This is a genomic window from Stenotrophomonas sp. ASS1, from assembly GCF_004346925.1.
In the GTDB taxonomy this organism is placed as follows: domain Bacteria; phylum Pseudomonadota; class Gammaproteobacteria; order Xanthomonadales; family Xanthomonadaceae; genus Stenotrophomonas; species Stenotrophomonas maltophilia_A.
In genome coordinates this window covers 3,696,749-3,723,212 of the sequence record NZ_CP031167.1, presented here as the reverse complement: position 1 = coordinate 3,723,212, position 26,464 = coordinate 3,696,749, and the positions used below count along the sequence as shown (strand labels likewise).

The 26,464-nt window shown below is 66.1% G+C and carries 19 protein-coding genes and 1 riboswitch; of the genes, 8 read left to right on the top strand and 11 right to left on the bottom strand.

Features of this window, described 5'->3' with window-relative positions:
• The first annotated feature begins 108 nt into the window (after window positions 1–108).
• Window positions 109–882 carry an SDR family oxidoreductase gene (locus MG068_RS17255; RefSeq protein ID WP_100435221.1) on the top strand — a complete coding sequence of 258 codons (774 nt, stop codon included), beginning with the start codon at window positions 109–111 and terminating at the stop codon, window positions 880–882.
• 164 nt (window positions 883–1,046) lie between these two features.
• Here MG068_RS17255 and leuB read toward each other — a convergent pair whose 3' ends face one another.
• The 9 genes from leuB to ilvC form a co-directional block, all read right to left on the bottom strand.
• The gene (gene leuB / locus MG068_RS17250; RefSeq protein WP_132810751.1) at window positions 1,047–2,108 is read right to left on the bottom strand and encodes a 3-isopropylmalate dehydrogenase; all 1,062 of its coding nucleotides are present in this window, start codon (window positions 2,106–2,108) and stop codon (window positions 1,047–1,049) included.
• Window positions 2,098–2,676 (bottom strand): 3-isopropylmalate dehydratase small subunit, encoded by a 579-nt coding sequence (leuD, locus tag MG068_RS17245; RefSeq protein WP_005410953.1) that lies wholly within the window; start codon window positions 2,674–2,676, stop codon window positions 2,098–2,100. Before leuD ends, leuB begins: the two co-directional genes overlap by 11 nt.
• Complete coding sequence (gene leuC, locus MG068_RS17240; protein ID WP_132810750.1) at window positions 2,676–4,094, bottom strand: 3-isopropylmalate dehydratase large subunit; 1,419 nt, start codon at window positions 4,092–4,094, stop codon at window positions 2,676–2,678. Before leuC ends, leuD begins: the two co-directional genes overlap by 1 nt.
• A gap of 60 nt (window positions 4,095–4,154) precedes the next feature.
• Window positions 4,155–4,934: a class I SAM-dependent methyltransferase gene (locus MG068_RS17235; protein WP_132810749.1), complete on the bottom strand. Its 780-nt coding sequence runs from the start codon at window positions 4,932–4,934 to the stop codon at window positions 4,155–4,157.
• A 10-nt stretch (window positions 4,935–4,944) separates the two neighbouring features.
• Window positions 4,945–6,531, bottom strand: coding sequence for a 2-isopropylmalate synthase (locus MG068_RS17230; protein ID WP_049442925.1), 1,587 nt, complete (start codon window positions 6,529–6,531; stop codon window positions 4,945–4,947).
• Window positions 6,528–7,619, bottom strand: coding sequence for a threonine dehydratase (locus MG068_RS17225; RefSeq protein ID WP_132810748.1), 1,092 nt, complete (start codon window positions 7,617–7,619; stop codon window positions 6,528–6,530). The genes MG068_RS17230 and MG068_RS17225 overlap by 4 nt, the downstream gene beginning before the upstream one ends.
• 96 nt (window positions 7,620–7,715) lie before the next feature.
• Window positions 7,716–7,967 carry an ACT domain-containing protein gene (locus MG068_RS17220; RefSeq protein ID WP_014648335.1) on the bottom strand — a complete coding sequence of 84 codons (252 nt, stop codon included), beginning with the start codon at window positions 7,965–7,967 and terminating at the stop codon, window positions 7,716–7,718.
• Window positions 7,951–9,687 (bottom strand): acetolactate synthase 2 catalytic subunit, encoded by a 1,737-nt coding sequence (gene ilvG, locus MG068_RS17215; RefSeq protein WP_132810747.1) that lies wholly within the window; start codon window positions 9,685–9,687, stop codon window positions 7,951–7,953. Before ilvG ends, MG068_RS17220 begins: the two co-directional genes overlap by 17 nt.
• A gap of 39 nt (window positions 9,688–9,726) precedes the next feature.
• Entirely contained in the window at window positions 9,727–10,701 is a 975-nt protein-coding gene (gene ilvC, locus MG068_RS17210) for a ketol-acid reductoisomerase (RefSeq protein ID WP_032130453.1), read from the bottom strand.
• Between the two features lie 612 nt (window positions 10,702–11,313).
• Here ilvC and ggt point away from each other — a divergent pair.
• Window positions 11,314–13,107 (top strand): gamma-glutamyltransferase, encoded by a 1,794-nt coding sequence (ggt, locus tag MG068_RS17205; protein ID WP_240792086.1) that lies wholly within the window; start codon window positions 11,314–11,316, stop codon window positions 13,105–13,107.
• A gap of 551 nt (window positions 13,108–13,658) precedes the next feature.
• On the opposite strand, the gene MG068_RS17200 is transcribed toward ggt, so the two are convergent.
• The gene (locus MG068_RS17200) at window positions 13,659–15,236 is read right to left on the bottom strand and encodes a BCCT family transporter (protein WP_049400562.1); all 1,578 of its coding nucleotides are present in this window, start codon (window positions 15,234–15,236) and stop codon (window positions 13,659–13,661) included.
• Between the two features lie 245 nt (window positions 15,237–15,481).
• Window positions 15,482–15,583: riboswitch (TPP riboswitch) on the top strand.
• Window positions 15,584–15,665: 82 nt separating this feature from the next.
• Between MG068_RS17200 and thiC the strand changes: the two genes are divergently transcribed.
• The 6 genes from thiC (at window position 15,666) to MG068_RS17170 (ending at window position 25,208) form a co-directional block, all read left to right on the top strand.
• The gene (thiC, locus tag MG068_RS17195; protein WP_107431607.1) at window positions 15,666–17,510 is read left to right on the top strand and encodes a phosphomethylpyrimidine synthase ThiC; all 1,845 of its coding nucleotides are present in this window, start codon (window positions 15,666–15,668) and stop codon (window positions 17,508–17,510) included.
• 138 nt (window positions 17,511–17,648) lie between these two features.
• Complete coding sequence (locus MG068_RS17190; protein WP_032128402.1) at window positions 17,649–18,320, top strand: ion channel; 672 nt, start codon at window positions 17,649–17,651, stop codon at window positions 18,318–18,320.
• Window positions 18,321–18,580: 260 nt separating this feature from the next.
• Entirely contained in the window at window positions 18,581–20,905 is a 2,325-nt protein-coding gene (locus tag MG068_RS17185) for a winged helix-turn-helix domain-containing protein (RefSeq protein WP_132810746.1), read from the top strand.
• A gap of 115 nt (window positions 20,906–21,020) precedes the next feature.
• Window positions 21,021–21,920 carry a helix-turn-helix transcriptional regulator gene (locus MG068_RS17180; RefSeq protein WP_032128400.1) on the top strand — a complete coding sequence of 300 codons (900 nt, stop codon included), beginning with the start codon at window positions 21,021–21,023 and terminating at the stop codon, window positions 21,918–21,920.
• Between the two features lie 49 nt (window positions 21,921–21,969).
• Window positions 21,970–24,828, top strand: a complete 2,859-nt coding sequence (locus tag MG068_RS17175) for a TonB-dependent receptor (RefSeq protein ID WP_049400560.1) — start codon at window positions 21,970–21,972, stop codon at window positions 24,826–24,828.
• Between the two features lie 170 nt (window positions 24,829–24,998).
• A complete protein-coding gene (locus MG068_RS17170) occupies window positions 24,999–25,208 on the top strand; it encodes a hypothetical protein (protein ID WP_032128398.1) in 210 nt (69 codons plus the stop codon).
• Between the two features lie 56 nt (window positions 25,209–25,264).
• Here the strand turns inward: MG068_RS17170 and MG068_RS17165 are convergent, their stop codons facing one another.
• Complete coding sequence (locus MG068_RS17165) at window positions 25,265–26,386, bottom strand: HDOD domain-containing protein (RefSeq protein WP_032128397.1); 1,122 nt, start codon at window positions 26,384–26,386, stop codon at window positions 25,265–25,267.
• Window positions 26,387–26,464: the final 78 nt, after the last annotated feature.

The window sequence follows — 26,464 nt, the reverse complement described above, 5'->3', positions numbered from 1 at the left end:
ATTCTGGAAAGTTAAGTCAATGTGGCGGGCTTTATCCGCATTTTCTGCACGATATCGTCGTCAGGGCAGGGTTGCCACCCCGGGCAGCCCCCTCCTGAGACAAACGCCATGACCGACCATTCCCTCAAGGGCAAGACCGTGCTGATCGCCGGTGGCGCCAAGAACCTGGGCGGGCTGCTGGCCCGCGACTTTGCCAGCCAGGGCGCCAAGGCCATCGTCATCCACTACAACAGCGCCGCCACCCAGGCCGATGCAGAAGCAACCGTTGCCGCCGTGCAGGCCGCTGGCAGCAAGGCGGTGGCGCTGCAGGGCGACCTGACTTCGGCCGCAGCGATGGAGCGCTTGTTCGCCGATGCCGTGGCTGCAGTCGGCCGGCCGGACATCGCCATCAATACCGTCGGCAAAGTGCTGAAGAAGCCGATGCTGGAGATCAGCGAAGCCGAGTACGACGAGATGAGCGCGGTCAATGCGAAGTCCGCGTTCTTCTTTCTCAAGGAAGCCGGTCGAAACGTCAATGACGGCGGTCGCATCTGCACCCTGGTCACCTCGTTGCTGGGCGCGTTCACGCCGTTCTATTCCAGCTACGCCGGTACCAAGGCGCCGGTCGAGCACTTCACCCGTGCGGCGTCGAAGGAGTTCGGTGAGCGCGGCATCTCGGTGACGGCGATCGGCCCCGGTCCGATGGACACGCCGTTCTTCTATCCGGCCGAGAGTGCCGATGCGCAGGCGTACCACAAGACGGCTGCGGCACTGTCGCCTTTCACCCGTACCGGCCTGACCGACATCGCCGACATCGTGCCGTGGATCCGTTTCCTGGTCACCGATGGCTGGTGGATGACCGGGCAGACCATCCTGGTCAATGGTGGGTACACCACCAAGTAACGCAGCCACGCAGGGCGTGGCTCTACTGCGGTGGTAGGTGCCAACCTTGGTTGGCACGGATGGCGCATCCACGCATGGCGTGGATCTACAGTAGAGCCACCCCATGGGGGGCTGCGCACAATGTCCAAAGGGAGGGGCGCCACGCATGGCGTGGCGCTATCGGATCAGTTGAGTTTGGCCAGCACCGCGTCGGTGGCGGCAGCGGTGCTGACGGCCTGGCCCTTCGCCGCCAGGTCGGCAGTGAACACACCATCATCCAGCACGGCGTGCACCGCCGCTTCCACCGCAGCGGCTTCCGCTTCCAGCCCCAGCGAATGGCGCAGCAGCATCGCGGCGCTGAAGATCGTCGCGTATGGGTTGGCGATACCCTTGCCGGCGATGTCCGGGGCCGAACCGTGGATCGGCTCGTAGATGCCGACCGCACCGGGCTCGCCCAGCGAGGCCGACGGCAGCAGGCCGAGCGAGCCGGCCAGCATCGAGGCTTCGTCGGTGAGGATGTCGCCGAACATGTTCTCGGTCACGATCACATCGTACTCGCGCGGCTTGGCCAGCAGGTGCATCGCCATCGAATCGACCAGCTGGTGCTCCAGCGCAACGTCCGGGAACTCCTCGCGGCCGATGCGCGCGGCCACGTCACGCCACAGGCGCGAGGTTTCCAGCACATTGGCCTTGTCCACCGAGGTGACCTTGCCGCGGCGCTGCCGGGCCAGGCGGAAGGCACTGCGCAGCACGCGTTCGATCTCGGCCACGGTGTAGCGGCACAGGTCGCTGGCGCTGTCGGCGTCGCGGGTCTTGTCGCCGAAGTAGATGCCACCGGTCAGCTCGCGTACCACCACGAAGTCCACCCCCTGCAGCAGCTCGGCCTTGATCGGCGAGGCGTGCAGTGCGGCTTCGTGGGTACGCACCGGGCGCAGGTTGGCATACAGGCCCAGCGCCTTGCGGATCGCCAGCAGGCCCTGTTCCGGGCGCACCTTGGCGTTGGGATCGGACCACTTCGGGCCGCCGACCGCACCCAGCAGCACCGCGTTGGCGGCCTGGCAGGCGGTCAACGTAGAGGCGGGCAATGGCTCGCCATGGCGATCGATGGCGACGCCACCGATGTCGTGCTCGCTGAAGGTGAAGGTGTGGTTGAAGCGTTCGGCGAAGGCCTTCAGGACCGCAACCGCGGCGGCGGCCACTTCCGGGCCGATGCCATCACCGGGCAGGACAACAATTTCAGCGTGCATGCTCACTCTCGTAACGTTCAATTTCAGGGACACGGCCCAACAGATACCCCAACTGGTCGACACCTTCCAGCAGGCAGGTCTGCGAGAAGCCATCCAGCGGGAAGGAATAGACGCGCCCATCGGGCGTGCGCAGCTCACGCGCGGCCACGTCGATGGTCAGCTCGTCGTCCGGGCGCTGCATCAGCGCCTGCACGTCGGCTTCGTCCAGTACGATCGGCAGCAGGCCGTTCTTCAGCGAGTTGCCGCGGAAGATGTCGGCGATCTCGCTGCTGACGATGGCGCGCAGGCCCAGGTCGGTCAGTGCCCACGGTGCATGCTCGCGCGAGGAACCGCAGCCGAAGTTGCGGCCCGCCAGCAGGATGCTGCGGCCGGCGTTGTGCGGCTGGTTGAAGGCGAAGTCGGCCACCGGCGAGCCGTCGGCCTGCCAGCGCCAGTCATTGAACGCGTTGCGGCCCAGGCCGGCGCGTTCGGTGGTGGACAGGAACCGCGCCGGAATGATCTGGTCGGTGTCGATGTTGGTCTGGCGCAGCACCACGCTGGCCGAGGTCAGGGTACGGAAGCCGGCCATCACGCCACCTCCTGTGCAAACAGGTCGCGGGTGTCGGCAACGTGCCCGTTCACTGCGGCCCATGCCGCGCTCATCGGCGAGGCCAGCAGCGTGCGCGAACCGGGGCCCTGGCGGCCCTCGAAATTGCGGTTGCTGGTGCTCACGGCCAGCTGGCCGGGCGCGACCAGATCGCCATTCATGGCGATGCACATCGAGCAGCCCGGCTCGCGCCATTCGGCACCGGCCGCGCGCACGATCTCATGGATGCCTTCGGCCTCGGCCTCGCGCTTGACGATCTCCGAGCCCGGCACCACCAGCATGCGAACGCGGTCAGCGACGCGACGACCACGCAGCACCTGCGCCACTTCGCGCATGTCACTCAGGCGGCCGTTTGTGCACGAGCCGACGAACACCACATCCACCGGCGTACCCGCCAGCGCCTTGCCGGCCTGGAAGTGCATGTAGTCCAGGCCCTTCTGTGCGGCGGCATCGTTGGCTGCGGGAATCGGCGCATCCACTGCGATGGCGGTGCCCGGATGCGTACCCCAGGTCAGGGTCGGGCGGATATCAGCGGCGTCGATGCGCACTTCGCTGTCGAAGCGCGCGCCGTCATCGCTGCGCAATTGCTGCCAGCGGGCCACGGCGGCGTCGAAGTCGGCGCCCTTGGGGCCACGCGGGGTCGCGGCGACGAAGTCGAAGGTGACCTGGTCCGGCGCCACCATGCCTGCGCGTGCGCCGGCCTCGATCGACATGTTGCACAGGGTCATGCGCTGTTCCATGTCCATCGCTTCGATGGTGCTGCCACGGAACTCGATCACATGGCCGGTGCCACCATTGACGCCGATCACGCCGATGATGTGCAGGACCACATCCTTGGCGCCGACGCCCGGCGCCAGCGGGCCATCGACGGTGATGGCGAACGTCTTGGCCTTGCGCTGCAGCAGGCACTGCGTGGCCAGCACGTGGCCGACTTCGCTGGTGCCGATGCCGAACGCCAGCGAGCCGAACGCACCGTGGGTGGAGGTGTGGCTGTCGCCACAGACGATGGTCATGCCGGGTTGGGTAAAGCCCTGTTCCGGCGCGATCACGTGGACGATTCCGCGGTTGTCCGAGGCCATGTCGAACAGTTCGATGCCGTGCTCAGCACAGTTGCGCGCCAGCGTGGCGACCTGCGCCTCGGAAGCGGCGCTGGCGTAGGGCAGCGTGCCGTCGGCGGCGGCTGGCAGGGTCGGCGTGGAGTGGTCCATCGTCGCCTTGGTGCGGTCCGGCCTGCGCGGTGACAGGCCGCGTTCGCGCAGCTCGGTGAACGCCTGCGGCGAGGTCACCTCGTGGATCAGGTGCAGGTCGATGTACAGCACGGCGGGCGCGCTGTCGGATTCAGGGACAACCACGTGGGCGTCCCACAGTTTGTCGTACAGGGTGCGGGGTGCGGAGGTCATGCGTGTGCCTGGCAGAAGTACGAAGTTGCGGACATCGGAAAAGATAACGAATGGATCATGTCAGCGGCGACGGGCAAGTACCCGCAGCCGCACGTAATCGGCCAGCGGCTGGCCGGCGGCGTTGCGCGGCAGATCGGCCAGCAGTGCGGTGGTTGCCTCGCGCACGGTGGCGCGTGCCTCGGCCGGCAGGTCGTCCAGCAGCGGTGCGGCGAATACCCGCAGCCAGCCGGCCACGCCGGTCGGCAGTGCGGTCGGGCGCGGCGTGCACTCGATCAGCTGCACCTGGAAGCCATGCTGGCGCAGGCGGTCGGCGTAGGCATCGGCAGTGGGGAAGTACCACGGGAAGGCGCTGGCACCATGGCCGTGGGCCACGCGCGCGGCCTGCACCGCCGCGATGATCGTGGCCACGTTGCCATGGCCACCGAACTCGGCGACGAAGCGGCCGCCGGGGCGCAGCGCGCGGCGCACGCCTTCCAGCACGCGGTCGGGGTTACCCATCCAATGCAGTGCAGCGTTGCTGAACACCGCATCGAACTCAGCGTTGAAGGTCAGCGCGTGGCCATCCATCACCTGCGCATCGACACCGCGCGCACGCGCGGCGATCACCAGTTCTGGCGACGCATCCACACCGTGGATGCGTGCGCCGCTGAGCGCCAGCTCGGTGCTGAGCACGCCATCGCCACAGCCCAGGTCGAGGATGCGTTCACCGGCGCGCGGGTCGAGCAGGCGCGATACAGCGCCGCCGAGCAGCGGCACGAAGCCGGCGTCGATCGCATAGTCCTGGGCGTTCCACTGCTGGCCAGCGGCGCTGGCCGGGGTGGGGGTGTCGAAGGCGCTCATGTCGGGTTCCTCAGGCGGTGGCGGGGGTGGGAACGTCTGTGCTGCTGTGGGTGGTGGCCTGGCGCTGGCGCAGCAGGCGGTTGGCTACATCCAGCCAGGCCAGCGCGGAGGCTTCGATGATGTCCTTGCTGGTGCCGGTGCCGTCGTACTCCACGCCTTCGTGGCGCACGCTCAGGTTGGCTTCGCCGCGCGCATCGGCGCCGATGCCGACGCTGTGCACGTGGTAGCTGTCCAGCATCAGCTGCACGCCGGTGGCAGCCGACAGCGCGCCGAACAGCGCATCGACCGGGCCGTCGCCCTGCGCGGTCTCGGCTACGCGGTTGCCGTCCGGGTCGGACAGTTCGACCAGTGCATTGGCGCGGCTGCCGACGTCGCTGATGGTCATCGATGCCAGGCGATAGCCCTGCGCGTTGGAGCCGCCCTGCATCAAGGTCTGCAGGTCGGCATCGGTGACCACGCGCTGCTGTTCGCACAGGCCCTTGAACTGCTCGAACACCAGCTTCAGTTCGTCTTCGTCCAGCCAGAAGCCCAGTGCACGCAGGCGCGCTTCGACGGCGGCGCGGCCACTGTGGCGGCCCAGCACCATCTGCGAATCTTCCCAGCCCACGTCTTCCGGACGCATGATTTCGTAGGTGCCGCGGTGGCGCAGCATGCCGTGCTGGTGGATACCCGATTCGTGGGCGAAGGCATTGGCACCAACGATGGCCTTGTTGCGCTGTACCGGCATGCCGACCAGGCGCTGCAGCAGCTGCGAGGTGCCGACGATGCGCGGGGTGTTGATCGAACTGTCCTGTTCGTAGAAGGCCTGGCGGACCTTCAGCACCATCGCGATCTCTTCCAGCGAGCAGTTGCCGGCGCGCTCGCCGATGCCGTTGACGGTGCACTCGACCTGGCGCGCGCCGCCTTCGATGGCGGCCAGCGAGTTGGCCACCGCCAGGCCCAGGTCGTTGTGGCAGTGCGCGCTGAAGATCACATTGGCGGCATTGGGCACGTCGGCGACGCCGGCGATGACCTGCTGGAACATCGCGCGGATCTCTTCCGGCGTGGTGAAGCCGACGGTGTCGGGCAGGTTGATGGTGGTGGCGCCGGCGGCAATGGCCACGCGCGAAACCTCGATCAGGTAGTCCAGCTCGGTACGGGTGGCATCCTCGGCCGAGAACTCGACGTCGTCGATGTAGGAGCGGGCCAGCGAGACGTGCTTGCGTACCGACTCCAGTACCTGCTCGCGGGTCATCCGCAGCTTGTGCTCGCGGTGCAGCGGGCTGGTCGACAGGAACACGTGCAGGCGCGGGTTGGCAGCGGCCTCCAGGGCACGTGCGGAGGTCTCGATGTCGGCCTGCAGGCAGCGCGACAGCACCGCCAGGCTCAGGCTCGGGCGGCGCAGTTCGCGGCCGATCAGCGCCATTGCTTCGCGGTCGGACTGCGAACTGGCCGGGAAGCCGGTCTCGATGATGTCCACGCCCAGTTCGTCCAGCGCACGCGCCATCACCAGCTTCTGCGGCGGGCTCATGCTGCAGCCGGGGGACTGCTCGCCGTCACGCAGGGTGGTGTCGAAGATGCGGATGCGCGGGGTGGTAATTCGTTCGATGGTGGTCACAGGGAAATCTCCTCGACAGCGGGTGCGACGGCTTTCAGGGGGGAAGGGGAAGAGGTGGGGGATGCGGGCGCGCTGGCCTTGGCCGGCGAGCGCAGGGTTTCACTGCGCCGTCGCCGCGGTTTGCGTGGCGGGCGCGGACGGATGTCGGTGAGCAGGCCGGCCAGGACACCGGCATCGATGTTGCCGCCGGAGACCACCGCGCACTTGCGGCGGCCGGCGACGCGGCGGCCGGCCGCCAGCGCCAACGCACCGGCACCCTCGGCGATGATGTGTTCTTCCAGTGCCAGCCGGACCAGGGTTTCGCGCAGCTCGGCTTCGCGCACGATCACTACGTCGTCCAGCAGCGAGGTGCACAGGCGGCGGGTCAGGAAGCCGGGAATCTTCACCCGCACGCCGTCGGCCAGCGAGGCGACGGGGGCGATCTCGCGCACGTCGCCATGGATCGCACGCGCCATCGAATCCACGCCCTCCACCTGCGCGCCGACCACGCGCACGCCCTGTGATTTCAGTGCCAATGCAACGCCGGAGGCCAGACCGCCGCCGCCGATCGGCACGATCACCACGTCCGGCGCGTGTGCGGCCAGCTCGATGCCGACCGTGCCCTGGCCGGCGATCACATCGGCATCGTCGAACGCGGACAGGAAGCGGTAGCCGTGGCGTTGTGCCAGTTCAACCGCGAAGGCGTAGGCCTCGTCATAGCTCGTGCCGTGCTGGCGCACGGTCGCGCCCCAGTGGGCGACGCCGGCGATCTTGGTGGCGGGCGCGCCATGCGGCATCACGGTGATGGCCGGTACGTCCAGGCGGTAGGCCGCCCACGCCACGCCCTGCGCATGGTTGCCGGCCGAGGCGCAGATCACCGGCCGGGTATCGCCGCGCTCGCGGCCGGCCAGCAGCGCGTTCAACGCGCCGCGCACTTTGTAGGACCCGGTGCGCTGCAGGTTCTCCAGCTTCAGCCAGGTGCCGAAGCGCTCGGCATGGTGCAGCGGGGTGGGCGGCAGGAAGCGGCGCAGCCGGGCCTGCGCCGCCAGTACGTCGGCGACGCTTACGTCGCCGACATCGCTTTCCTGGCTGGCATCAGCGGCCGGCATGGGCCACCAGCGGGGTGCAGGCGACCGCCGCATGCGGGCACGGGCGGCGAAGAAGACGCCTCCGTACCGGCACCGTGGTCACTACGGTACGGGTGTTCATACGGATGCTCCTTCCACGGCGGTGACCTGCACGGACACGCAGTCGTAGATCTTCTCGATCTGCCGGCACAGCGTTTCCGCCGGGCGCTGGCCATCCACCACCAGCTGCAGGTGCCAGCGGCCATCGTCGTCGGCCACCGGCGCACCGCTGATCGCACGCGGTGCGAAGCCACGGCGTTCGGCCATGCCGATCACGCGCAGCAGTGCGCCTTCGGCCGGGTGCAGCACCAGGTCAAGCCGGTATTGCATTGGGGATCTCCTGGCGGGCATGGGCAGGGTTGCTTTCCAGCATCGTGCTGTTGGCGGTGTTCGGCGGCACCAGTGGCCACACGTTGGCGCGTGCATCGATGGCCACGTGCAGCAGCGCGGGGCCGGGCTCGGCCAGCAGCGCGGCCAGCCCACCCTCGACGTCATCTCGCGCGTCGATGCGGGTCGCGGCAATGCCGAACACCTGCGCCAGCGCCACGAAGTCCGGGTTGTCGGACAGGTCGATCTCGCTGTAACGCTCGGCGAAGAACAGCTCCTGCCACTGCCGCACCATGCCCAGCGAACTGTTGTCCAGCAGCACGATCTTCACCGGCAGGCGGCAACGCGCGATGGTGGCCAGCTCCTGCACGTTCATCATGAAGCTGCCGTCGCCGGACACCAGCACCACGGTGCGATCGGGGCAGGCGAACTGCGCACCCATCGCTGCCGGCAGGCCGAAGCCCATGGTGCCCAGCGCGCCACTGGTCAGGTGGTTGCGCGGGTGGTTGAAGCGGCAGTGCTGCGCCACCCACATCTGGTGCTGGCCGACATCGCAGGCGATCACCGCATCGGCCGGTGCCAGTTCGCTCAGGCGCTTCAGCAGCGCCGGGGCGTAGATGTGCTGGCCCGGTGCGTCGTAGCGCGCTGCGAAACGATCGCGATGCTGTGCACAGCGCTTGCGCCATGCGTCCTGGTGGGCCTTGGGGGAGGGGAAGGCCGCACGCAGGGCGCGGATGGCATGGCCGACATTGCCGGGTACGGCGACATCGGCGCTGCGCAGCTTGGAGATCTCGTAGGCGTCGGCATCGATGTGGACGACGCGGGCGAACGGTGCGAATTCGGCCAGCTTGCCGGTGGCACGGTCGTCGAAGCGTGCACCCAGCACCAGCAGCAGGTCGCTTTCCTGCACCGCCATGTTGGCCGCGCGGGTGCCATGCATGCCCAGCATGCCCAGCGACTGCGGGTGGTTGGCCGGCAGCGCGCCCAGCCCGCGCAGGGTCATCACGGTGGGGATGGCGCTGGCCTCGACGAAATCGCGCAGGTCCTGCACCGCATCGCCCAGCGCGATGCCGCCACCGGCGTAGACCACCGGCTTTTCGGCGGCCGCCAGTGCGGCGATGGCCTCGGCGATGGCCGCTTCGGCGGGCGCAGGCGGAGGCTCGACGCTGCTCGGCACATGCACCGGCAGATGGCTGGCATCGGCCAGCTGCACGTCCTTGGGCAGGTCGATCAGCACCGGGCCGGGCCGGCCCTCGCGGGCGATGCGGAACGCATCGGCGACCACGCGCGGCAGATCGTCGACACTGCGCACCAGCCAGCTGTGCTTGACGATCGGCAGGGTCAGGCCAAACACGTCCAGTTCCTGGAACGCGTCGGTGCCCAGCAGCGGTGTGGCGACCTGGCCGGTGATGCAGACCATCGGCACCGAATCCAGCATCGCGTCGGCGATGCCGGTGACCAGGTTGGAGGCGCCCGGGCCGGAGGTGGCCACGCAGACGCCGACCTGGTTGCTGGCGCGGGCAAAGCCATTGGCGGCCAGTGCCGCGCCCTGCTCATGGCGCACCAGGACGTGCTTCAGCGACGAATCCACCAGCGCGTCGTAGAACGGCATGATGGTGCCGCCGGGATAGCCGAACAGCGTGTGGACGCCCTCGGCCTCCAGCGCCTGGGTCAGCCAGCGCGCGCCGTTGGGCGGCGCGCTGCGATGTGTGGAAGAGTTCATGGGGGAACCTTGCAAAGCGGGTGGGGGAGGGCCGCGCGTTTACGCGGCCTGTCCTTGCAACCAGACCATCTTGGCGCGCAGTTCCTTGCCCACCTTTTCGATCGGGTGCTCCAGGTCGGCCTGCTTGAACCTGTTGTAGTTCGGCAGGCCCGCTTCGTACTCGGCCACCCAGTTCTTGGTGAAGGTGCCGTCCTGGATGTCCTTCAGCACCTCCTTCATGCGCGCCTTGGTGCCGGCGTCGATCACGCGCGGGCCGCTGACGTAGTCGCCGTACTGCGCGGTCTCGGAGATGAACTCCAGCATGCGCGAGATGCCGCCTTCATAGAACAGGTCGACGATCAGCTTCAGTTCGTGCAGTACTTCGTAGTAGGCGATCTCCGGCTGGTAGCCGGCTTCGACCAGGGTTTCGAAACCGGCCTGCACCAGTGCCGAGGCACCGCCGCACAGCACCGCCTGCTCGCCGAACAGATCGGTCTCGGTCTCTTCCTTGAAGGTGGTCTGGATCAGGTTGGCGCGAGCGCCGCCGAGGCCGGCCGCATAGGCCTGCGCGTGCTGCGCAGCCTTGCCGCTGACATCCTGGTAGACCGCCCAGATGCACGGTACGCCGCGCCCGATCTCATACTCACGACGCACCAGCGCACCCGGGCCCTTCGGCGCAACCAGCACCACGTCCAGGTCGGCGCGCGGCTCGATCATGCCGTAGTGCACGTTCAGGCCATGCGCGAACAGCAGGCAGGCGCCCTGCTTCATGTTCGGCGCCAGCACGTCGTTGTAGAGCTTCTTCTGCACCATGTCCGGGGTCAGCACGGCGACCAGGTCGGCGTCTTTCACCGCTTCAGCGGGCGCGATCACGGTGAAGCCATCGGCCTGCGCCTTGGCTTCGGTCGGGCCGCCCGGACGCAGGCCTACCACCACATCGAAGCCGGATTCACGCAGGTTCAGCGCGTGGGCGCGGCCCTGGCTGCCGTAGCCGATGACGGCGATCTTGGTCTGGGGCAGGTCGTTGGTGCTCATGGGGGAGGTTCCTTGCGGTGGGAAGAAAAAAGAACGGCCGGTCGTCGAGGTGACGTGCCGGCCGGTCAGGGGAAAGCGGTGGAGGAGGCGCCGCGCGTTGCACAGGCACAGCCACCACGAGGCGTCGCGGTGGTGCAGGTCCGGGTTGTGCGATCGGCGTTGTGCATGGTGGTTGCGTCTGAAACCAGGTCCTGAAATGAAAAAACCCGCACCGGGGCGGGTGCGGGTTTTTGAAGAGTTCCGGTGTGTTTGTTGCTTACACGCTGGCTCGTCCCGCACCTGTTGGTTGGGTAATAAGTACGAGCACAAGAATCGAACGCAGCGAGGCGGCGCCGGTGTCGGCGGCTTCGATATGGGTTCGCGGTGGCGTGTTGTGATGCAACATGTGATCGAGAGAAACACAGCCGTTTTGGTGATGTCAACCCTCGCGACGGAATTTTTATAGGTTTCCGCTGCATCCAGCGCAATCGCTTGTGGCACAAGGATGGTTGCCGCTGAAAGTGTTTCGGTGAACCCGAATTCACTCCTTTCAGCGCGATTTTTGCGCGGAATCCGGCGGGTTTTCGCCTTGGCGGGTGCGGACCTTCCGCACCCACCCCAGGATCAGCGTCCATGACCTCTGCCCGATACCGCATGCAGGCCGCAGCGGCGAAGATCGAGGGACCACCCTTCCATCGGAACCCGACCGTGTCCCGACGCCTTGCCCGTTCCCTGCTGGCCGCTGCTCTGCTGGCCGCTGTGCCCGCACTGTCTTCCGCCGCCGACCGCATCACCGGCCACACCTTTGCCACGCGTTCGGAGGTGATCGCCCCGCATGCGATGGCTGCCACTTCACAGCCGCTGGCCACCCAGATCGCGCTGGACGTGATGAAGGGCGGTGGCTCGGCGGTGGACGCGGCGATTGCCGCCAACGCCGCGCTTGGCCTGATGGAGCCCACCGGCAACGGCATCGGCGGCGACCTGTTCGCCATCGTGTGGGACCCGAAGACGCAGAAGCTCTACGGCTACAACGGCTCGGGCCGCTCGCCGAAGTCGCTCACCCTGGCCGAGTTCCAGCGCCGTGGCCTGAAGGACATCCCGGCCACCGGTCCACTGCCGGTGTCGGTACCGGGCGCTGTCGACGGCTGGTTCGCACTGCACGACCGCTTCGGCCGCAAGCCGATGGCGGACAACCTGGCACCGGCCATCCGTTACGCCCGCGAGGGTCACCCGGTGGCTGAGGTGATCGCCTACTACTGGGACCGCTCGGTGCCCAAGCTGTCGCAGTATCCGGGGTTCAAGGAACAGTTCACGATCAACGGCCACGCCCCGCGCAAGGGCGAGATGTGGAAGAACCCGAATCTGGCCAGCACGCTGCAGAAAATCGCCGACGGCGGTCGTGATGCCTTCTACAAGGGCGATATCGCCCGCACCATCGGCGACTACTTCAAGGCCAACGGCGGCTTCCTGAGCTACCAGGACATGGCCGACCACCACGGTGAGTGGGTCGAACCGGTCAGCAGCAACTACCGTGGCTACGACGTGTGGGAGCTGCCGCCGAACAGCCAGGGCATCGCCGCGCTGCAGATCCTCAACGTGCTGGAAGGCTACGACTTCTCGAAGATCCCGTTCGGTTCACCGGAGCATGTGCACCTGTTCGTTGAAGCGAAGAAGCTGGCCTTCGCCGACCGTGCGCGCTTCTATGCCGACATGGCGTTCCAGCCGGCGCCGGTGCAGAAGCTGATCTCCAAGGAGTACGCCGCACAGCGCCGCGCGCTGATCTCGATGGACAAGGCGCTGAAGGAAGTGCAACCGGGCACGCCGAAGCAGCTGGAGGAGGGCGACACCATCTACATGACCGTGGCTGACGCCGACGGCATGATGGTGTCGTTGATACAGTCCAATTACCGCGGCATGGGCAGCGGCATGGCGCCGCCAGGGCTGGGCTTCATCCTGCAGGATCGTGGCGAGATGTTCGTGCTGCAGAAGAATCATCCCAACGGCTATGCACCGGGCAAGCGCCCGTTCCAGACCATCATCCCGGCGTTCATCACCAAGGGCGGCAAGCCGTATGCCAGCTTCGGCGTGATGGGCGGCGCGATGCAGCCGCAGGGCCACGCGCAGATCGTGATGAACCTGGTGGACTTCGGCATGAACCTGCAGGAGGCCGGTGATGCACCGCGCATCCAGCATGAAGGCTCGACCGAACCGACCGGGCAGGCCACGGCGATGACCGACGGTGGTGAGGTGAATCTGGAAACCGGCTTCCCGTATGAGACGGTGCGTGCGCTGATGCGCAAGGGGCATCGCATCGTGTTCGCCGACGGTCCGTATGGCGGGTATCAGGCGATCATGCGTGATCCGGAATCCGGCGTTTACTACGGTGCGTCTGAGAGTCGAAAGGATGGGCAGGCGGCGGGGTATTGAGGTTTCCCGGCCACCGGGCGGAGCCCCCTCTGCGGTGGATTCCGTAAAGCTGGGTTTGGCCGGGCGGGTGGATTGTCTGGGGGCCGCTGCAAGTACGTCCATGTAAGCTCGGTCGCCGCATCCATGCGGCTCACGCCCCCAGCCAATCCACCCGCCCGGCCACGGACAGTTTCCTGTGGCTGCCACCGCAGGAAGAGAAAGAAGAAGATCAAAAGCAAAGGCAGCAGCAACAGCCGCGTGCTGTGAGTTGGGGTCGGATCCGTTTTCCGGAGGAAAACGAATCCGCCCCCTTCTTGTTTTCCGATACACCTCATCCACGCATGGCGTGGAAAACCCACCGTCACACGGAAACTGTCGGGGGTGGGGCGGTGTGGGCTGGCAGGACCGTTGGCGCCATGGATGGCGCCATCGAGCCCCCATGGACGGGTTTACGGCGTGTCCTGCCAGCCCACACCGCCCCGCCAAACCAGCAGTAACCCAGAGCCGCTCTGGCTTTTGAACTTGCTCTTGCTTGAAAGAAAAGCAGTGCAGCCGCAGGCTGCAAAACCCCCTCAATCCTGATCGTGCGCGCGCGCCGCCTCCGCCTGGGTCTCCTCCTGCGCCGCCATCTCGCGCGCGATCCACGCATCGATCATATGCCGCTGGCGCTGCGCCTGCCGCCGCTCGCGCGTGTACTCCTGGTCCAGCACCCGGTACAGCGACACCATCACCAGCACCATCAGCAGCGCGAATGGCAACGCCGCAATCGTGATCATGCCCTGCAGTGCATCCAGGCCACCGGCCAGCAGCAACGCCGCTGCGATCAGCGCCACCGCGATGCCCCAGGCCAGCTTGCGCTTCAACGGCGGATCGCCTGCCTCGTCAGTGGACATGCTGGCCAGTACCAGCACCGCCGAATCGGCTGATGTCACGAAGAAGATCATCAGCAGCACCAGTGCGATGCAGGAAAGCAGCAAGGGCAGCGGCATGCTGTCAAACAGGGTGAACAGCACCGTTTCATAGCCATTGCCCAGCGCCTGCACCAGGTCGGCGTGGCCGAAGATCTGCGCCCACAGCGCAGTACCACCAAACACCGCGAACCAGAAGAAGCCCAGCACCGTGGGTGCCAGCACGACGCCGATGACGAACTCGCGGACGCTGCGCCCACGCGAGATGCGCGCGATGAACGAGCCGACGAACGGGGCCCAGGAAATCCACCACGCCCAGTAGAAGATGGTCCAGTCCGCTACCCATGTGCTGCCCGAGAACGGCGACATGCGCAGGCTCATCGTCACCAACTGGTTGAGGTACGACCCCAGTGTGGTGGTGAACGTATCGAAGATGAATCCGGTCGGGCCCAGCACCAGTACGGTGGCCGCAAGAAGCGCGGCCAGCGCAAGGTTGAAGTTGGACAGCCACTTCACCCCGCGCTCGACTCCGCTGGCGGTGGACGCCATGTACAGCACGAACGCGATGGCGATGATGGTCAGCTGCAGTGGCACACCCGCGTGCAGGCCGAACACGCGTTCCATGCCGGCAGCGATCTGGATGGTGCCGAAGCCCAGCGTGGTGGCCACGCCAATGGCAGTGGCAACAACCGCGGCGATGTTGACCACGCGTCCGATCCAGCCGCGATGGTGCCGGCCGATGATCGGTTGCAGCATGTCACTGACCAGTCCACGGCCATTGCGGTTGAACTGGAACCAGGCCATCGCCAGGCCGATCAGCGCGTAGATTGCCCATGGATGCAGGCCCCAATGGAAGAATGCATAGCGCATCGAAGCCCGCGCCGCGTCCATGCTCTGCGGTGCGAGGCCTTCCGGAGGCTTGGTGAAGTGGGAAATCGGCTCGGCGGCGCCCCAGAACACCAGGCCGATGCCCATGCCGGCGGCGAACAGCATCGACATCCAGCTGGCGCGCGAGAACTCCGGCTCGGCATCTTCACCGCCGATGCGCAGGTTGCCGAAGCGACCGAATGCCAGGTACATCAGGAACGTCAGTGCCAGGAACACGACCAGAAGATAGAGCCAGCCGACACTGCGGATGACATCGGCCAGTACCGACTGCACCACGGTATTGAAGGGGCCGGGTGCAACACCGGCAAGCAGCACCAGAAGCAGAACCAGTGCGATGGAAACGCGAAACACCATGAAGGAGCTTCTCCGATCAAGGGATTGAGGGGAGCGAGCAGAGCTTGCTGCGAGGGGCCGGCGACATGCAGCACAGACCGGGCAGGGGCCGCGAAGGCGGCGGGGAAACACCGGCCGCAGCGGCACGATGCGCGTGCACGTTACTGAATGCGATGTCACGGTTCTGTTAATACAGAAACAGCGGATCCACGCCGTGCGTGGATGGAACAGCCAGGAGCTGCAGTGCGTTCTATGCTCTAATGCACACCAAGAAGCGGGGGTACCGCGGCCATGTGGCCACGGTTGAGACAGTCCCTTGGAACCTGATCCGGCTCATACCGGCGTAGGGAAGCTTTGCAGTGCAGCCATGCCCGGACTCCGCCCAAGGACCGTCCGGGCGCGGCAGCAGTGCGCCGCCGCTTCGTCCCTGACCTTCCTGGACGATGCCCGATGAACGCACAGCTCTCCGCCCTGCAGCAACAGGCCCAGCAACTCTCCGAATCCGTGACCCGGCCCATTCCCGGCTCGCGCAAGATCCACGTGCCCGGTTCACGCCCGGATCTGCAGGTGCCGATGCGCGAGATCGCGCTGACCCGCACGCCGACCTTGTTCGGCGGCGAAGAGAATGCACCGGTGACCGTTTACGACACGTCGGGCCCGTACACCGATCCGGAGGTGCGCATCGATCTGTCCGCTGGTTTGCCGGCACTGCGTCGCGGCTGGGTGGAAGAACGCGGTGATACCGAGCGGCTGGAAGGACTGAGTTCTTCGTTCGGTCGCGATCGCGAGCATGACCCGAAGCTCGATGCGGTGCGCTTCCCCGCGCGCAGCCTGCCACGCCGTGCGCGTGCAGGTGCCAACGTCACCCAGATGCACTACGCGCGCCGCGGCATCATCACGCCGGAAATGGAATTCGTCGCCATCCGCGAGAACCAGCGGCTGGACGTGATCCGCGATGCCGGGCTGCTGCAGCAGCACCCGGGCGAGGCGTTCGGCGCGTCGATCCAGAAGATCATCACGCCGGAGTTCGTGCGCGACGAAATCGCCCGCGGCCGTGCGGTGCTGCCCAACAACATCAACCATCCGGAAAGCGAGCCGATGATCATCGGCCGAAATTTCCTGACCAAGATCAACGCCAACATCGGCAACAGCGCTGTTTCCTCGGGCATTGCCGAGGAGGTGGAGAAGCTGGTGTGGGCGATCCGCTGGGGCGGTGACACGGTGATGGACCTGTCCACCGGCAAGCACATCCATGAGACCCGCGAGTGGATCATCCGCAACTCGCCGGTGGCGATCGGTACCGTGCCGATCTACCAGGCGCTGGAGAAGGTCGATGGCCGCGCCGAAGCACTCACCTGGGAGATCTTCCGCGACACACTGATCGAGCAGGCCGAGCAGGGCGTGGACTACTTCACCATCCACGCTGGCGTGCTGCTGCGCTATGTTCCGCTCACCGCCAAGCGGGTCACCGGCATCGTCAGCCGCGGTGGCTCGATCATGGCCAAGTGGTGCCTGGCACACCACAAGGAGAACTTCCTCTACACGCATTTCGAAGACATCTGCGAAATCATGAAGGCCTACGACGTGACCTTCTCGCTGGGCGATGGCCTGCGCCCGGGCTGCATCGCCGATGCCAACGATGCCGCGCAGTTCGGTGAGCTGGAGACGCTGGGTGAGTTGACGAAGATCGCCTGGAAGCACGACGTGCAGACCATGATCGAAGGCCCCGGCCACGTGCCGATGCAGCTGATCAAGGAGAACATGGACAAGCAGCTGCGCGAGTGTGGCGAAGCGCCGTTCTATACGCTGGGCCCCCTGACCACCGATATCGCACCGGGCTACGACCACATCACCAGCGCGATCGGTGCGGCGATGATCGGCTGGTTCGGTACGGCGATGCTCTGCTACGTGACGCCGAAGGAACACCTCGGCCTGCCCAATCGCCAGGACGTGCGCGACGGCATCATGGCCTACCGTATCGCCGCGCATGCGGCGGACCTGGCCAAGGGACACCCCGGCGCGCAGGTGCGCGACAACGCGCTGAGCAAGGCGCGCTTCGAGTTCCGCTGGGAAGACCAGTTCCATCTCGGGCTGGACCCGGAGAAGGCCAAGGAATTCCATGATGAGACCCTGCCGAAGGATGCGCACAAGCTGGCGCACTTCTGCTCGATGTGCGGCCCGCACTTCTGCTCGATGAAGATCACCCAGGACGTGCGCGACTACGCTGAGGCCGGCATGAAGGAGAAGTCGGAAGAGTTCCGCGCCGCCGGCGCCGAGGTCTATCACCAGGGCTGACGTGTAACGGGTAGTGCCGGCCGCTGGCCGGCATTCCGTCGTGCGTGGGACCGGGGAGAGTGCCGGCCAGTGGCCGGCACTACCGCTCATCACGCCGCTCCCGGCTATCCTCCGCCCATCACCCTGGGGAAGGACGCCATGCCCGTTGCCATCACCACCCGCTGGCTGGCCATTGCCCGCCGCCATCCTTCGGCCTGGCTGCTGGGTGCCCAGTTGATCGCGGTGCTGCTGTATCCCGCACTTGATGACACCGCCGGCGGCCGTGCGGCACTGGGCATGTTCGGCATGGCGGTACTCGGCCTGGCGCTGTGGGTGGTCCAGCGCAGTCCGCTGGGCACCTGGCTGGCACTGCTGCTGGCCATTCCTTCGGTGGTGTTCTCGCTGGCCGGCGCACTGCTGGATCGCAGTGCGCTGCTGACCACCGCGCAGCTGCTGGAAAGCCTGCTGTACTTCTATACGGCCGGTGCGCTCATCGCCTACATGCTCCAGGACCATAAAGTCACCCGCGATGAACTGTTCGCAGCAGGTGCGACATTCACGTTGCTGGCGTGGGCCTTCGCGTTTGCTTTCGCCGTGTGCCAGCAATGGTATCCGGGCAGTTTCCAGGGCACCGGTGGTGGCGCGCAGCGCACCTGGATGGAGCTTCTTTATCTGAGCTTCAGTTTGCTCTCGGGTGTTGGCTTGAGCGACGTTGTGCCACTGCATCCGCAGGCGCGCGCCTTGGTCATGCTGGAGCAGTTTTCAGGCGTGATGTACGTAGCTTTGGTGGTTTCGCGACTGGTTGGATTGACCATGCTGCGGCGCATGTGAAAATGAACGCCAGATAAAAATTTCGCGCCCCGCAGGGCGCGAATGGTGCTGCAGATTATGTGAATTCGTCGGCGAGAGAGAGCCTGGATGTCGACCACGCGATAGGCGAGGTAACCCGCATAGGCTAGTATTCGCCCGCTTCATTGTTTTTGCGGTATGCGCCGATGCTTTGTGCGGAGTCTGGCTTTTTGCTGTTCCCAGGACGGGAGGGTATCGAAGGCAAACGCTGCCCCGGACCTGTCTCTACTGTGTAGCGGAAAATGAACAGCAGTGAAAACCAGCCCCCCGGATTCGATCGGATCCGGATAGGAGAGTGCACTGTCACTCTGTCCTCGCGCGAAGTCGAGGTCGTGGGTGCGCGTCGCCCGCGTCGGCTGACGCCGAAGGCGCTGGGCGTGCTGCGTGTGCTGCTGCGCCAGCCGGGGCGTGTTGTCACCCGCGATGAACTGTTCGCGGAAGTCTGGCCGGACACGCTGCCGACCAATGATGTGCTTACCCAGGCCGTCACCCAGCTGCGCAAGGCGTTCAGCAACGACGACGACAACGGCCAGGCCTATATCGAGACCATCGCCAAGACCGGCTATCGCCTGCTGGTGCCGGTGCAGGTACTGGACGATGTCGAGCCGGCGCCGCCCGCGGGAGCCGATGACGAAATCGTGGACATGCAACCGGCGATGGCCATCGCCGAGATGATGCCGCCACACGTGCAGGCATCGCGCCGCCGCTGGCGCCACGTCCGCCGGCGCGTACTGCTGGTGCTGGGCGTGCTGATGCTGGCCACGGTGGTGGTGCTGACCGCGCTGCTGCTGCGGCGGGCACCGGCCAGCAGTTCAGCTGTGGATGCGGCCGTGGAGAACGGCACGCGCGTGATCGGCAGCCCGCAGCGTCCCTATCGGTTGATCACCGCGACCAGCGGCTTTGAAACCTATCCCACGCTTTCACCCGATGGTTCATTGGTGGCCTATGAGGGCGCCAACGAAGACGGGCAGGGCGGTGGCGCGATCAAGGTGCAGACCTCCGGCAACGCGCCTGCGCGGCAGCTGCTGGCTCCGCCGGCCGGCTCGGTCGATCGCTTCCCGAGCTGGTCGCCGGATGGACGCGAGATCGCCTTCGCGCGGTTCAGCAACAACGGCGGTTGCCAGGTGCTGATCGCCAGCGCGACCGGTGGTGCCCTGCGCCAGGCCACACGGTGTGATGGCACCGAGCTGCTCAGTTTCGACTGGACGCCGGACGGCCGTGGTCTGGTGTTCGGCAGCATGGTGGGGCGCTATGCCCATCGCGGCATCCGCAAGCTTGATCTGGCCAGTGGCCAATGGAAGGCGCTGGACTACGGTGTCGCCGAGGATGACTTCGACTATGCGCCGCGCTACTCGCCTGATGGCAAGTGGCTGGTATTCGTGCGCAATCCGCAGCTGGGCGACCTGTGGCGCATGCCGGCCGCGGGTGGCACGCCCGAGCAGCTGACCAACGAGGCCGCTGAACTGCGTGGCTGGGCCTGGTTGCGTGATGGCCGGACGATCGTGTTTGGACGCCGTGTCGACAGTGAGGTGCGCCTGTATTACCTGGACGTCGAGAGCCGCACGCTGCGCGACGCCGGGCTCGACGACGCACAATGGCCGGCGACGGCGCGCCGCGCGGGCATGCTGGCCTTCGTTCACCGCCGCGCGCAGTTCGGCATCTTCAAGGTGCCGATGGAGGGCGGTTCACCCCCGCAGCGCCTGTTTGCGTCCAGCGGCCGGGATGGGCAGCCGATGGCGGCGCCGGATGGACGCCAACTGGTGTTCACGTCCGATCGTTCAGGCAGCTTCGCGCTGTGGTGGGCGGACATGGAGCGCCCCGATTCGCTGCGGCCTATCGAAGGATTGCGGCCTGAGGCACGTCAGGCACCGGACTGGTCGGCCGACAGCCGGCGGTTGCTGGTGGTCGGGCGCGACGAACACGGACGCACGGTGGTCTATGAGATCGCCCCACGTGACGAACGCGTCCAGCCGTTGCCGGTACCGTCGGAGCAGCCGCTGCAGGCACTGTACGGCGCAAACCCGGACCAGCTGCTGGTAGTCGAGCGCGATGACCAGCAACAGACCCGGCTGAGCCTGTTTGATCGAAGCGTGCAGCCTTGGCGCCGCCTTGCCAGCATCGAGGGCGTGTCTCAGGCGCGGTTCGATCGCAGCAGCGGGCGTGTGCTGTTCACCCGCCTGGCGGCAGGTGGCCTGTGGTCGGTGGATGCGGCGCTGGCGCCAGGCAGCGTGCAGCAGATCAGCGATGACCAGCCCAGCCGGTGGCGGTACCGGGCCTGGACCGTGGCCGGCAACAGTGCGATCGGCTATCTCGGTACGTCCACCCGCTGCGGTACGACACTGGTGCTGATCCAGGCCGGGCGCGAGGAACCGGAACGCTGCCTGGATGCGGAACGCCTCAGTGCCGGCAACGGGCTGAGTGCCGGCGCCGATGGGCGCACCCTGTTCGTGGCAATGGCGGTCAGCGACGGTGCCGACATCGGTGTGATGCGTTTGCCCGAGCGCTCGCCGACGCTGCTTCCGGCGTTCTCCAAGTTGTTGTTGTTCAACGGAAATGGGCCTTCGTAATTTCTTCGTGGCGACCTCGCCGCGAATTCGTGGCGATCTCGTCTGACTTTCCTGACGTGGTGCCGCCTGATTTGGCAAAACGGAGGCCTGTACTAGGCAAATCCGTGGTGCCCCCATGCGTCAACTCTCGCTGGCCGATCGCGGCCAAACCGTCTCTCTGGACCGGTCGCTCGACGATGCTGCGCCGACCTGCCTGGGCGTGGCCCGGCTCGGCAGCCTGCAGACCGCAGGCAGCAGCTTCACTGTGTGGATGCAGGTGCGCGGCAGCTCCTGGGTGGAAGCCAAGGAAGGACGCTTCCGCTTGCGCCAGGGCGAGTGGATCGCCTTCGAGAAGGAGTCGCGGCCGCTGGTGCAGGCCGGTCGCAACGGCTTGTGCGTTGGCCTGAACCTGACGGTCGAAGCGCTGCGCGTGCTGGCCGAGATGGCCGATTGCGGTCTGTATGCCGGGCGTGGCCGCATGAACCGTGGCGATGCCCGCGTTGCGCTGCGCCTGTGGCGCGATGCGCTGGCCAGTGGCCAGCCGGCACAGGCACTGCGCCCGCTGCTGCTGCACCTGGCGGGCCTGCAGCGTGGGCTGGCCGACAACGTGCAGCGTTGCCCGGGGCGCTCGCGCAGCCGCAAGCGCCAGGTGTTCGGCCGCATGCAGCGCGCCCGCCTGTACCTGGAAGGCAACAGCCACCGCGTGGTGCGCATCGGTGAACTGGCCGAGCTGACCAACTTCTCCAGCTGGTATCTCTCCAAGACCTTCCAGAGCCTGTACGAGGAAAGCCCGCAGTCGCTTTCGGCGCGGCTGCGCCTTGAGCGCGCTGCCGACCTGCTGCGTGACACCGACATGATGGTCGGCGAAGTTGCTGCAGCCAGTGGCTTCGACAACTGCTGCAGCTTCGCGCGTGCGTTCCGCGCCCGCTACGGCCAGTCCGCATCGCGCTTCAGGGAGAACGGCGGCTTGCTGCCGCCACAATCTGCAAAGTCTCCGGTTGGTTCGCGCAAATACAGCGCTGCAACGCAATCGTAACGTGCTGGGGTGTTTTAACACGCTGCTAACACGTACCTTGGAGAGATAGATGAACGTTCGTAATCCCGCAGTGCGGCTGGGCCTTCTGCCGGCTGGCATTGCGTTGGCGCTGACGCCCGCCTTTGCTTCTGCACAGGAAGCAAAGGATGCGACCACCCTGGATCGCATCGAAATCACGGGCTCGCGCATCCGCGGCGCCTCGATGGAGACCCAGCAGCCGGTCCTCACCCTGAGCCGTGAGAACCTGGAAAAGCAGGGCTACACCACCGTCGCCGATGTCCTGCAGAACCTGACCTCGGCAGGTTCGCCGGCCATTTCCCGTGCGGACTCGCTGTCCTCCGGCGAAAACGTTGGCGGCTACTACGTCGACCTGCGCAACCTGGGCGCGCAGCGCACCCTGGTGCTGATGAACGGCAAGCGCCTGGGCGCAACCACTGCCGGCTACCAGGATCTGAGCCAGATTCCGATGGCCGCCGTCGAGCGCATCGAAGTGCTGAAGGATGGCGCCTCCGCCATCTACGGTTCGGACGCCATCGCTGGCGTGGTCAATGTGATTACCCGCAAGCGCTTCGACGGTGCTGAAGCCAGCGTCTACGTCGGCCAGTACGGCCGCGGCGACGGCGACACCAACACCTACTCGTTCACCCTCGGCTCCGAAGGCGAGCGTGGCGGCGTGACCCTGTCGGCCGAATACTCCAAGCAGGATCCGGTGTGGGCGAAGGATCGTTGGTTCAGCCGCGACGGCGGCCTGGGCCCGAACACCACCTCCGGTGATTGGAGCCCGCTGAGCCAGAACAGCACCTGGTGCGACCCGCGCGTGTGGGGCGACTGCAAGCCGCGCGCTGCAGGCCAGCCGCAGCCGGAGTGGATGACCCTGAATCCGGGCGGTGACCCGAAGAATGCGGCCGACTACCACCAGCTGACCCCGGCCGAGTACTCCAATGCCAACCAGCAGATGATGGTGCAGACCGGCATCGAGCGTAAGTCCGTGTACGTCAACGGCAGCTACGATCTGGCCGACTCGATCACCTTCAATGCTGACGTGCTGTACAACCAGCGCACCACCGACCAGCAGATCGCGGGTTACCCGTACCAGTCGCTGTCGTTCGGTACCCCGCTGTCGAAGGACAGCGCGTTCAACCCGATCGGTCAGGACGTCGAGTTCCGTCGCCGCCTGTGGGAAGTGCCGCGTACCACCAAGAGCGACCTCAAGACCCTGCGCTTCGCGCCGAGCCTGAGCGGCTTCTTCGAATTCGCCGGCAAGACCTGGGACTGGGACGTCGGCGCGCTGTGGAACCGCAACGAGCTGACCAAGACCGGCTACGGCGACATGAGCCTGATCGCATCCGAGCAGGCACTTGGCAAGTCGTTCATCAACGGCCAGGGTGTTGCCCAGTGCGGCACCGCCGCCAACCCGATCCCGCTGAGCCAGTGCCGTCCGTGGAACCCGCTGCTGCCGTATGGCGTCAACGGCCAGGGCTCGCTTGCCGACCGTGATCTGCAAAACTTCCTGTTCCCGACCTACACCGACACCGGTGTGACCAAGACCACCAGCTACACCGCCAACCTGTCCGGTTCGCTGTTCGAGCTGCCGGCCGGTGACCTGGGCGTGGCCATGGGCTACGAGCACCGCAAGGAAGAAGGCCGCTTCGTGCCGGACGCCTTCCGTCAGTCGGGCCAGTCGACCGGCCTGGCGTCGACCACCACCTCGGGCAACTACTCGCTGGATGAGTTCTACCTGGAACTGAACGTGCCGATCCTGTCGGACCTGCCGTTTGCCAAGGAACTGACCTTCAACGTCGCCAGCCGCTACTCCGACTACAGCAACTTCGGTGACACGATCAACTCGAAGTTCGGCCTGGTGTGGCGCCCGATCGAAGAGCTGCTGGTCCGCGGTACCTACGCAGAAGGCTTCCGCGCGCCGACCGTCGACGATCTGTACGGCGGCACCAACTCGAGCTTCGAGCGTTACACCGACCCGTGCGGTTCGACCTCGCCGGGCAACGTCGCTGGCAATGCTGCCTGCGCCGGGGCTGGCGTGCCGGCCAACTACGTGCAGGTCGGCCAGGGCTTCGCGCCTTGCAGCACCTTCCCGTGCGCGACCCCGGACCAGTTCGTCAGCGGTTCGAATTCGGCTCTGAAGCCGGAAACCTCCAAGAGCAAGACGGTTGGCCTGGTCTGGAGCCCGCGTTGGGTGCAGGGCCTGGACATCTCGCTCGACTGGTACCGCTACGAGCTGAAGAACATGATCATCGCTGACAGCGTTGATCGCATCCTGCGTGACTGCTACGTGCTGGGCAACGCAGCTCGCTGTGAAGGCGTCACCCGTGCCGCCGATGGCCATATCGAGGCGCTGACCTACGGCCTGGCCAACCTCGGCTCGATGGAGACCGAAGGCTACGACCTGGGTGTCAAGTACCGCCTGCCGGAACTGTCGATCGGCAAGTTCAGCATCGACTGGCAGACCAGCTACCTGGCCAAGTACGACGAAGCCGGCCAGAACAAGAAGGGTGAGAACATCACCATCGGTCGCGTTGGTGAGCCGGGCCTGTTCCGCGTCCGTTCGAACCTGGGCGTGAACTGGGAGCTGGGTGACTTCGGTGTCAACTGGACTGCTCGTTACTACTCGGGCATGAAGGAAAGCTGCATCGACGACGCATGGTGCGACGCCCCGAACCACTACGCCAATGGTGAGCCGGATCCGCTGCGCCACACCGGCTCCAACACCTTCCACGACGTGCAGGTCAGCTGGAAGGCTCCGTGGGATGCCACCATCGCCCTGGGTGCGAACAACGTGTTCGATCACCGCGGTGCGCTGCAGTACTCGGCGCCGAACTCGAGCTTCGCCTACTACGGTGGCTTCGACGTCGGTCGCTTCCTGTACATGAAGTACACCCAGCGCTTCTGATCGTTCGAAGTGCGATAGCAATACCGGGAGGGCGGACCGCAAGGTCCGCCCTCTTTTTTTGTAGGGGAATTCCGAAATGTCGTGGAAGGTGAGCAGAGTCACGTTCCTGTCGTGTCGTAATCAACACAGTTGCTGGGTCCACTTGCGGACACTTGCACATGGAGAGAGCGATGAAGAGCACGCTGTTGCACAAACTGTCTGCTGCTGCACTGATCTATGCAACATTGGTGGGTGCGGTGTTCGCCCAGACCGGTGGCGTCTGTGGGGGCGGGCTGTACTGCGAAGAGCTGCGCCAGCAATGCCTGGCTGCAGGCAATTCGAAGGTCATGTGCGATCTGCAGTATCGCCACTGCGTGCAGGACGCCTGCGGCGCGCGCTGATGCAAAAAAAGGCGCGCCTTTGGGCGCGCCTTCGAGGTTGTTCCTGCGTTGACAGCTCAGGCCTCGCTGGGTACCAGTCCCATCAACGCATTGGCATGCTCGCGCCACTGCGGCAGCCTGTTGAGTACACCTGCGCGCTGCAGGTAGTCCTCATCCACCGGATCGCCGTTGACCAGCGCCAGCGCCACATGCACCGCACCGGTCACCCAGAAGCTGCGCGTATTGGCGCGCTGCGGCTGCAGGTGGAAGGCAACCGCTTCGATGATCGGCATCGGCAGGCCCCACAGGCCCAGCAGGTAGGCGCCGGCCTCGGCATGGCCGGGGCGGGTGTCACCGGCCAGCGACGGTTCGCTGCGCTCGTTGCGTACGCCGGGCAGCAGCAGGCCGATGTCGGCCAGCAGGGCGGCGGTCGCGCCCAGTTCGGCACTGGATTCGGGCAGCAGGCGCGCGGCCAGGCGCGAGGCGAGCAGGGCGCGCTGCTGCAGTGAATTGCGTTCGGCGGTGGACAACGTGGGTGCGGAAAACACCTCGCTGGCCAGCACCAGGTCGCGCAGCGTCGACAGGCCCAGGCGGGTCACGGCCGTGCGCAGGTCAGCGATGGTGCGTCCCTGGCTGAAGAACGCCGAGTTCGACAGCTGCAGCACCTTCGCGGCAATGGCCGGGTCGGCCGCCACCAGCTTGGCGACGTCGGCGCTGTCGGCGTCGTCGTCATGCTCCAGCGCCTGGGTCAGGCTCAGGTACAGGTGCGGCGGCGAGGGCAGCTTCTCGATACGGCCGATGGCATCGCGCAGGCGTGGGCTGTCCAGTACTTCGCGCAGCTCTTCCAGGCTGGTCAGCGCTTCCAGCAGCACTTCCGGTGCCAGTGGCAACGGCAGGAAACGGTGAGCGACACCGATCAGGCGTGCCGGCGGCGGCCGGTTGCCGTGCTGGGCATCGATCAGCGCGATGCGGATGGTTTCCGGGCGCAAGGTCCGGATCTGGCCCAGCAGCGTGGTGGCATTGAGATCCGGCAGCTGCGGGCAGACGATCACTGCATCCACGCCCTGTGTGGCCACCGCAGTCATCGCGGTCTGGCCATCGGTGGCGGTCAGCGGCTGCCAGTCTTCCCCAAGATCGGCAATGAATTCGGTCAGCTCGGCCGGCAGGCTGGCTGCATCCCCAACAAGCAGAATACGCACGACACATTCCCCTGGCTGTCTCGACGATGGATGTCGACGACGTGTGAAGTGACGCAATTTACCTAATACGGCGGCACG

Coding starts and splice junctions, on each gene's coding strand:
- MG068_RS17255 (WP_100435221.1), top strand. CDS start 109: ATGACCGACCATTCCCTCAAGGGCAAGACCGTGCTGATCGCCGGTGGC.
- leuB (WP_132810751.1), bottom strand. CDS start 2,108: ATGCACGCTGAAATTGTTGTCCTGCCCGGTGATGGCATCGGCCCGGAA.
- leuD (WP_005410953.1), bottom strand. CDS start 2,676: ATGGCCGGCTTCCGTACCCTGACCTCGGCCAGCGTGGTGCTGCGCCAG.
- leuC (WP_132810750.1), bottom strand. CDS start 4,094: ATGACCTCCGCACCCCGCACCCTGTACGACAAACTGTGGGACGCCCAC.
- MG068_RS17235 (WP_132810749.1), bottom strand. CDS start 4,934: ATGAGCGCCTTCGACACCCCCACCCCGGCCAGCGCCGCTGGCCAGCAG.
- MG068_RS17225 (WP_132810748.1), bottom strand. CDS start 7,619: ATGCCGGCCGCTGATGCCAGCCAGGAAAGCGATGTCGGCGACGTAAGC.
- MG068_RS17220 (WP_014648335.1), bottom strand. CDS start 7,967: ATGCAATACCGGCTTGACCTGGTGCTGCACCCGGCCGAAGGCGCACTG.
- ilvG (WP_132810747.1), bottom strand. CDS start 9,687: ATGAACTCTTCCACACATCGCAGCGCGCCGCCCAACGGCGCGCGCTGG.
- ilvC (WP_032130453.1), bottom strand. CDS start 10,701: ATGAGCACCAACGACCTGCCCCAGACCAAGATCGCCGTCATCGGCTAC.
- ggt (WP_240792086.1), top strand. CDS start 11,314: ATGACCTCTGCCCGATACCGCATGCAGGCCGCAGCGGCGAAGATCGAG.
- MG068_RS17200 (WP_049400562.1), bottom strand. CDS start 15,236: ATGGTGTTTCGCGTTTCCATCGCACTGGTTCTGCTTCTGGTGCTGCTT.
- thiC (WP_107431607.1), top strand. CDS start 15,666: ATGAACGCACAGCTCTCCGCCCTGCAGCAACAGGCCCAGCAACTCTCC.
- MG068_RS17190 (WP_032128402.1), top strand. CDS start 17,649: ATGCCCGTTGCCATCACCACCCGCTGGCTGGCCATTGCCCGCCGCCAT.
- MG068_RS17185 (WP_132810746.1), top strand. CDS start 18,581: ATGAACAGCAGTGAAAACCAGCCCCCCGGATTCGATCGGATCCGGATA.
- MG068_RS17180 (WP_032128400.1), top strand. CDS start 21,021: ATGCGTCAACTCTCGCTGGCCGATCGCGGCCAAACCGTCTCTCTGGAC.
- MG068_RS17175 (WP_049400560.1), top strand. CDS start 21,970: ATGAACGTTCGTAATCCCGCAGTGCGGCTGGGCCTTCTGCCGGCTGGC.
- MG068_RS17170 (WP_032128398.1), top strand. CDS start 24,999: ATGAAGAGCACGCTGTTGCACAAACTGTCTGCTGCTGCACTGATCTAT.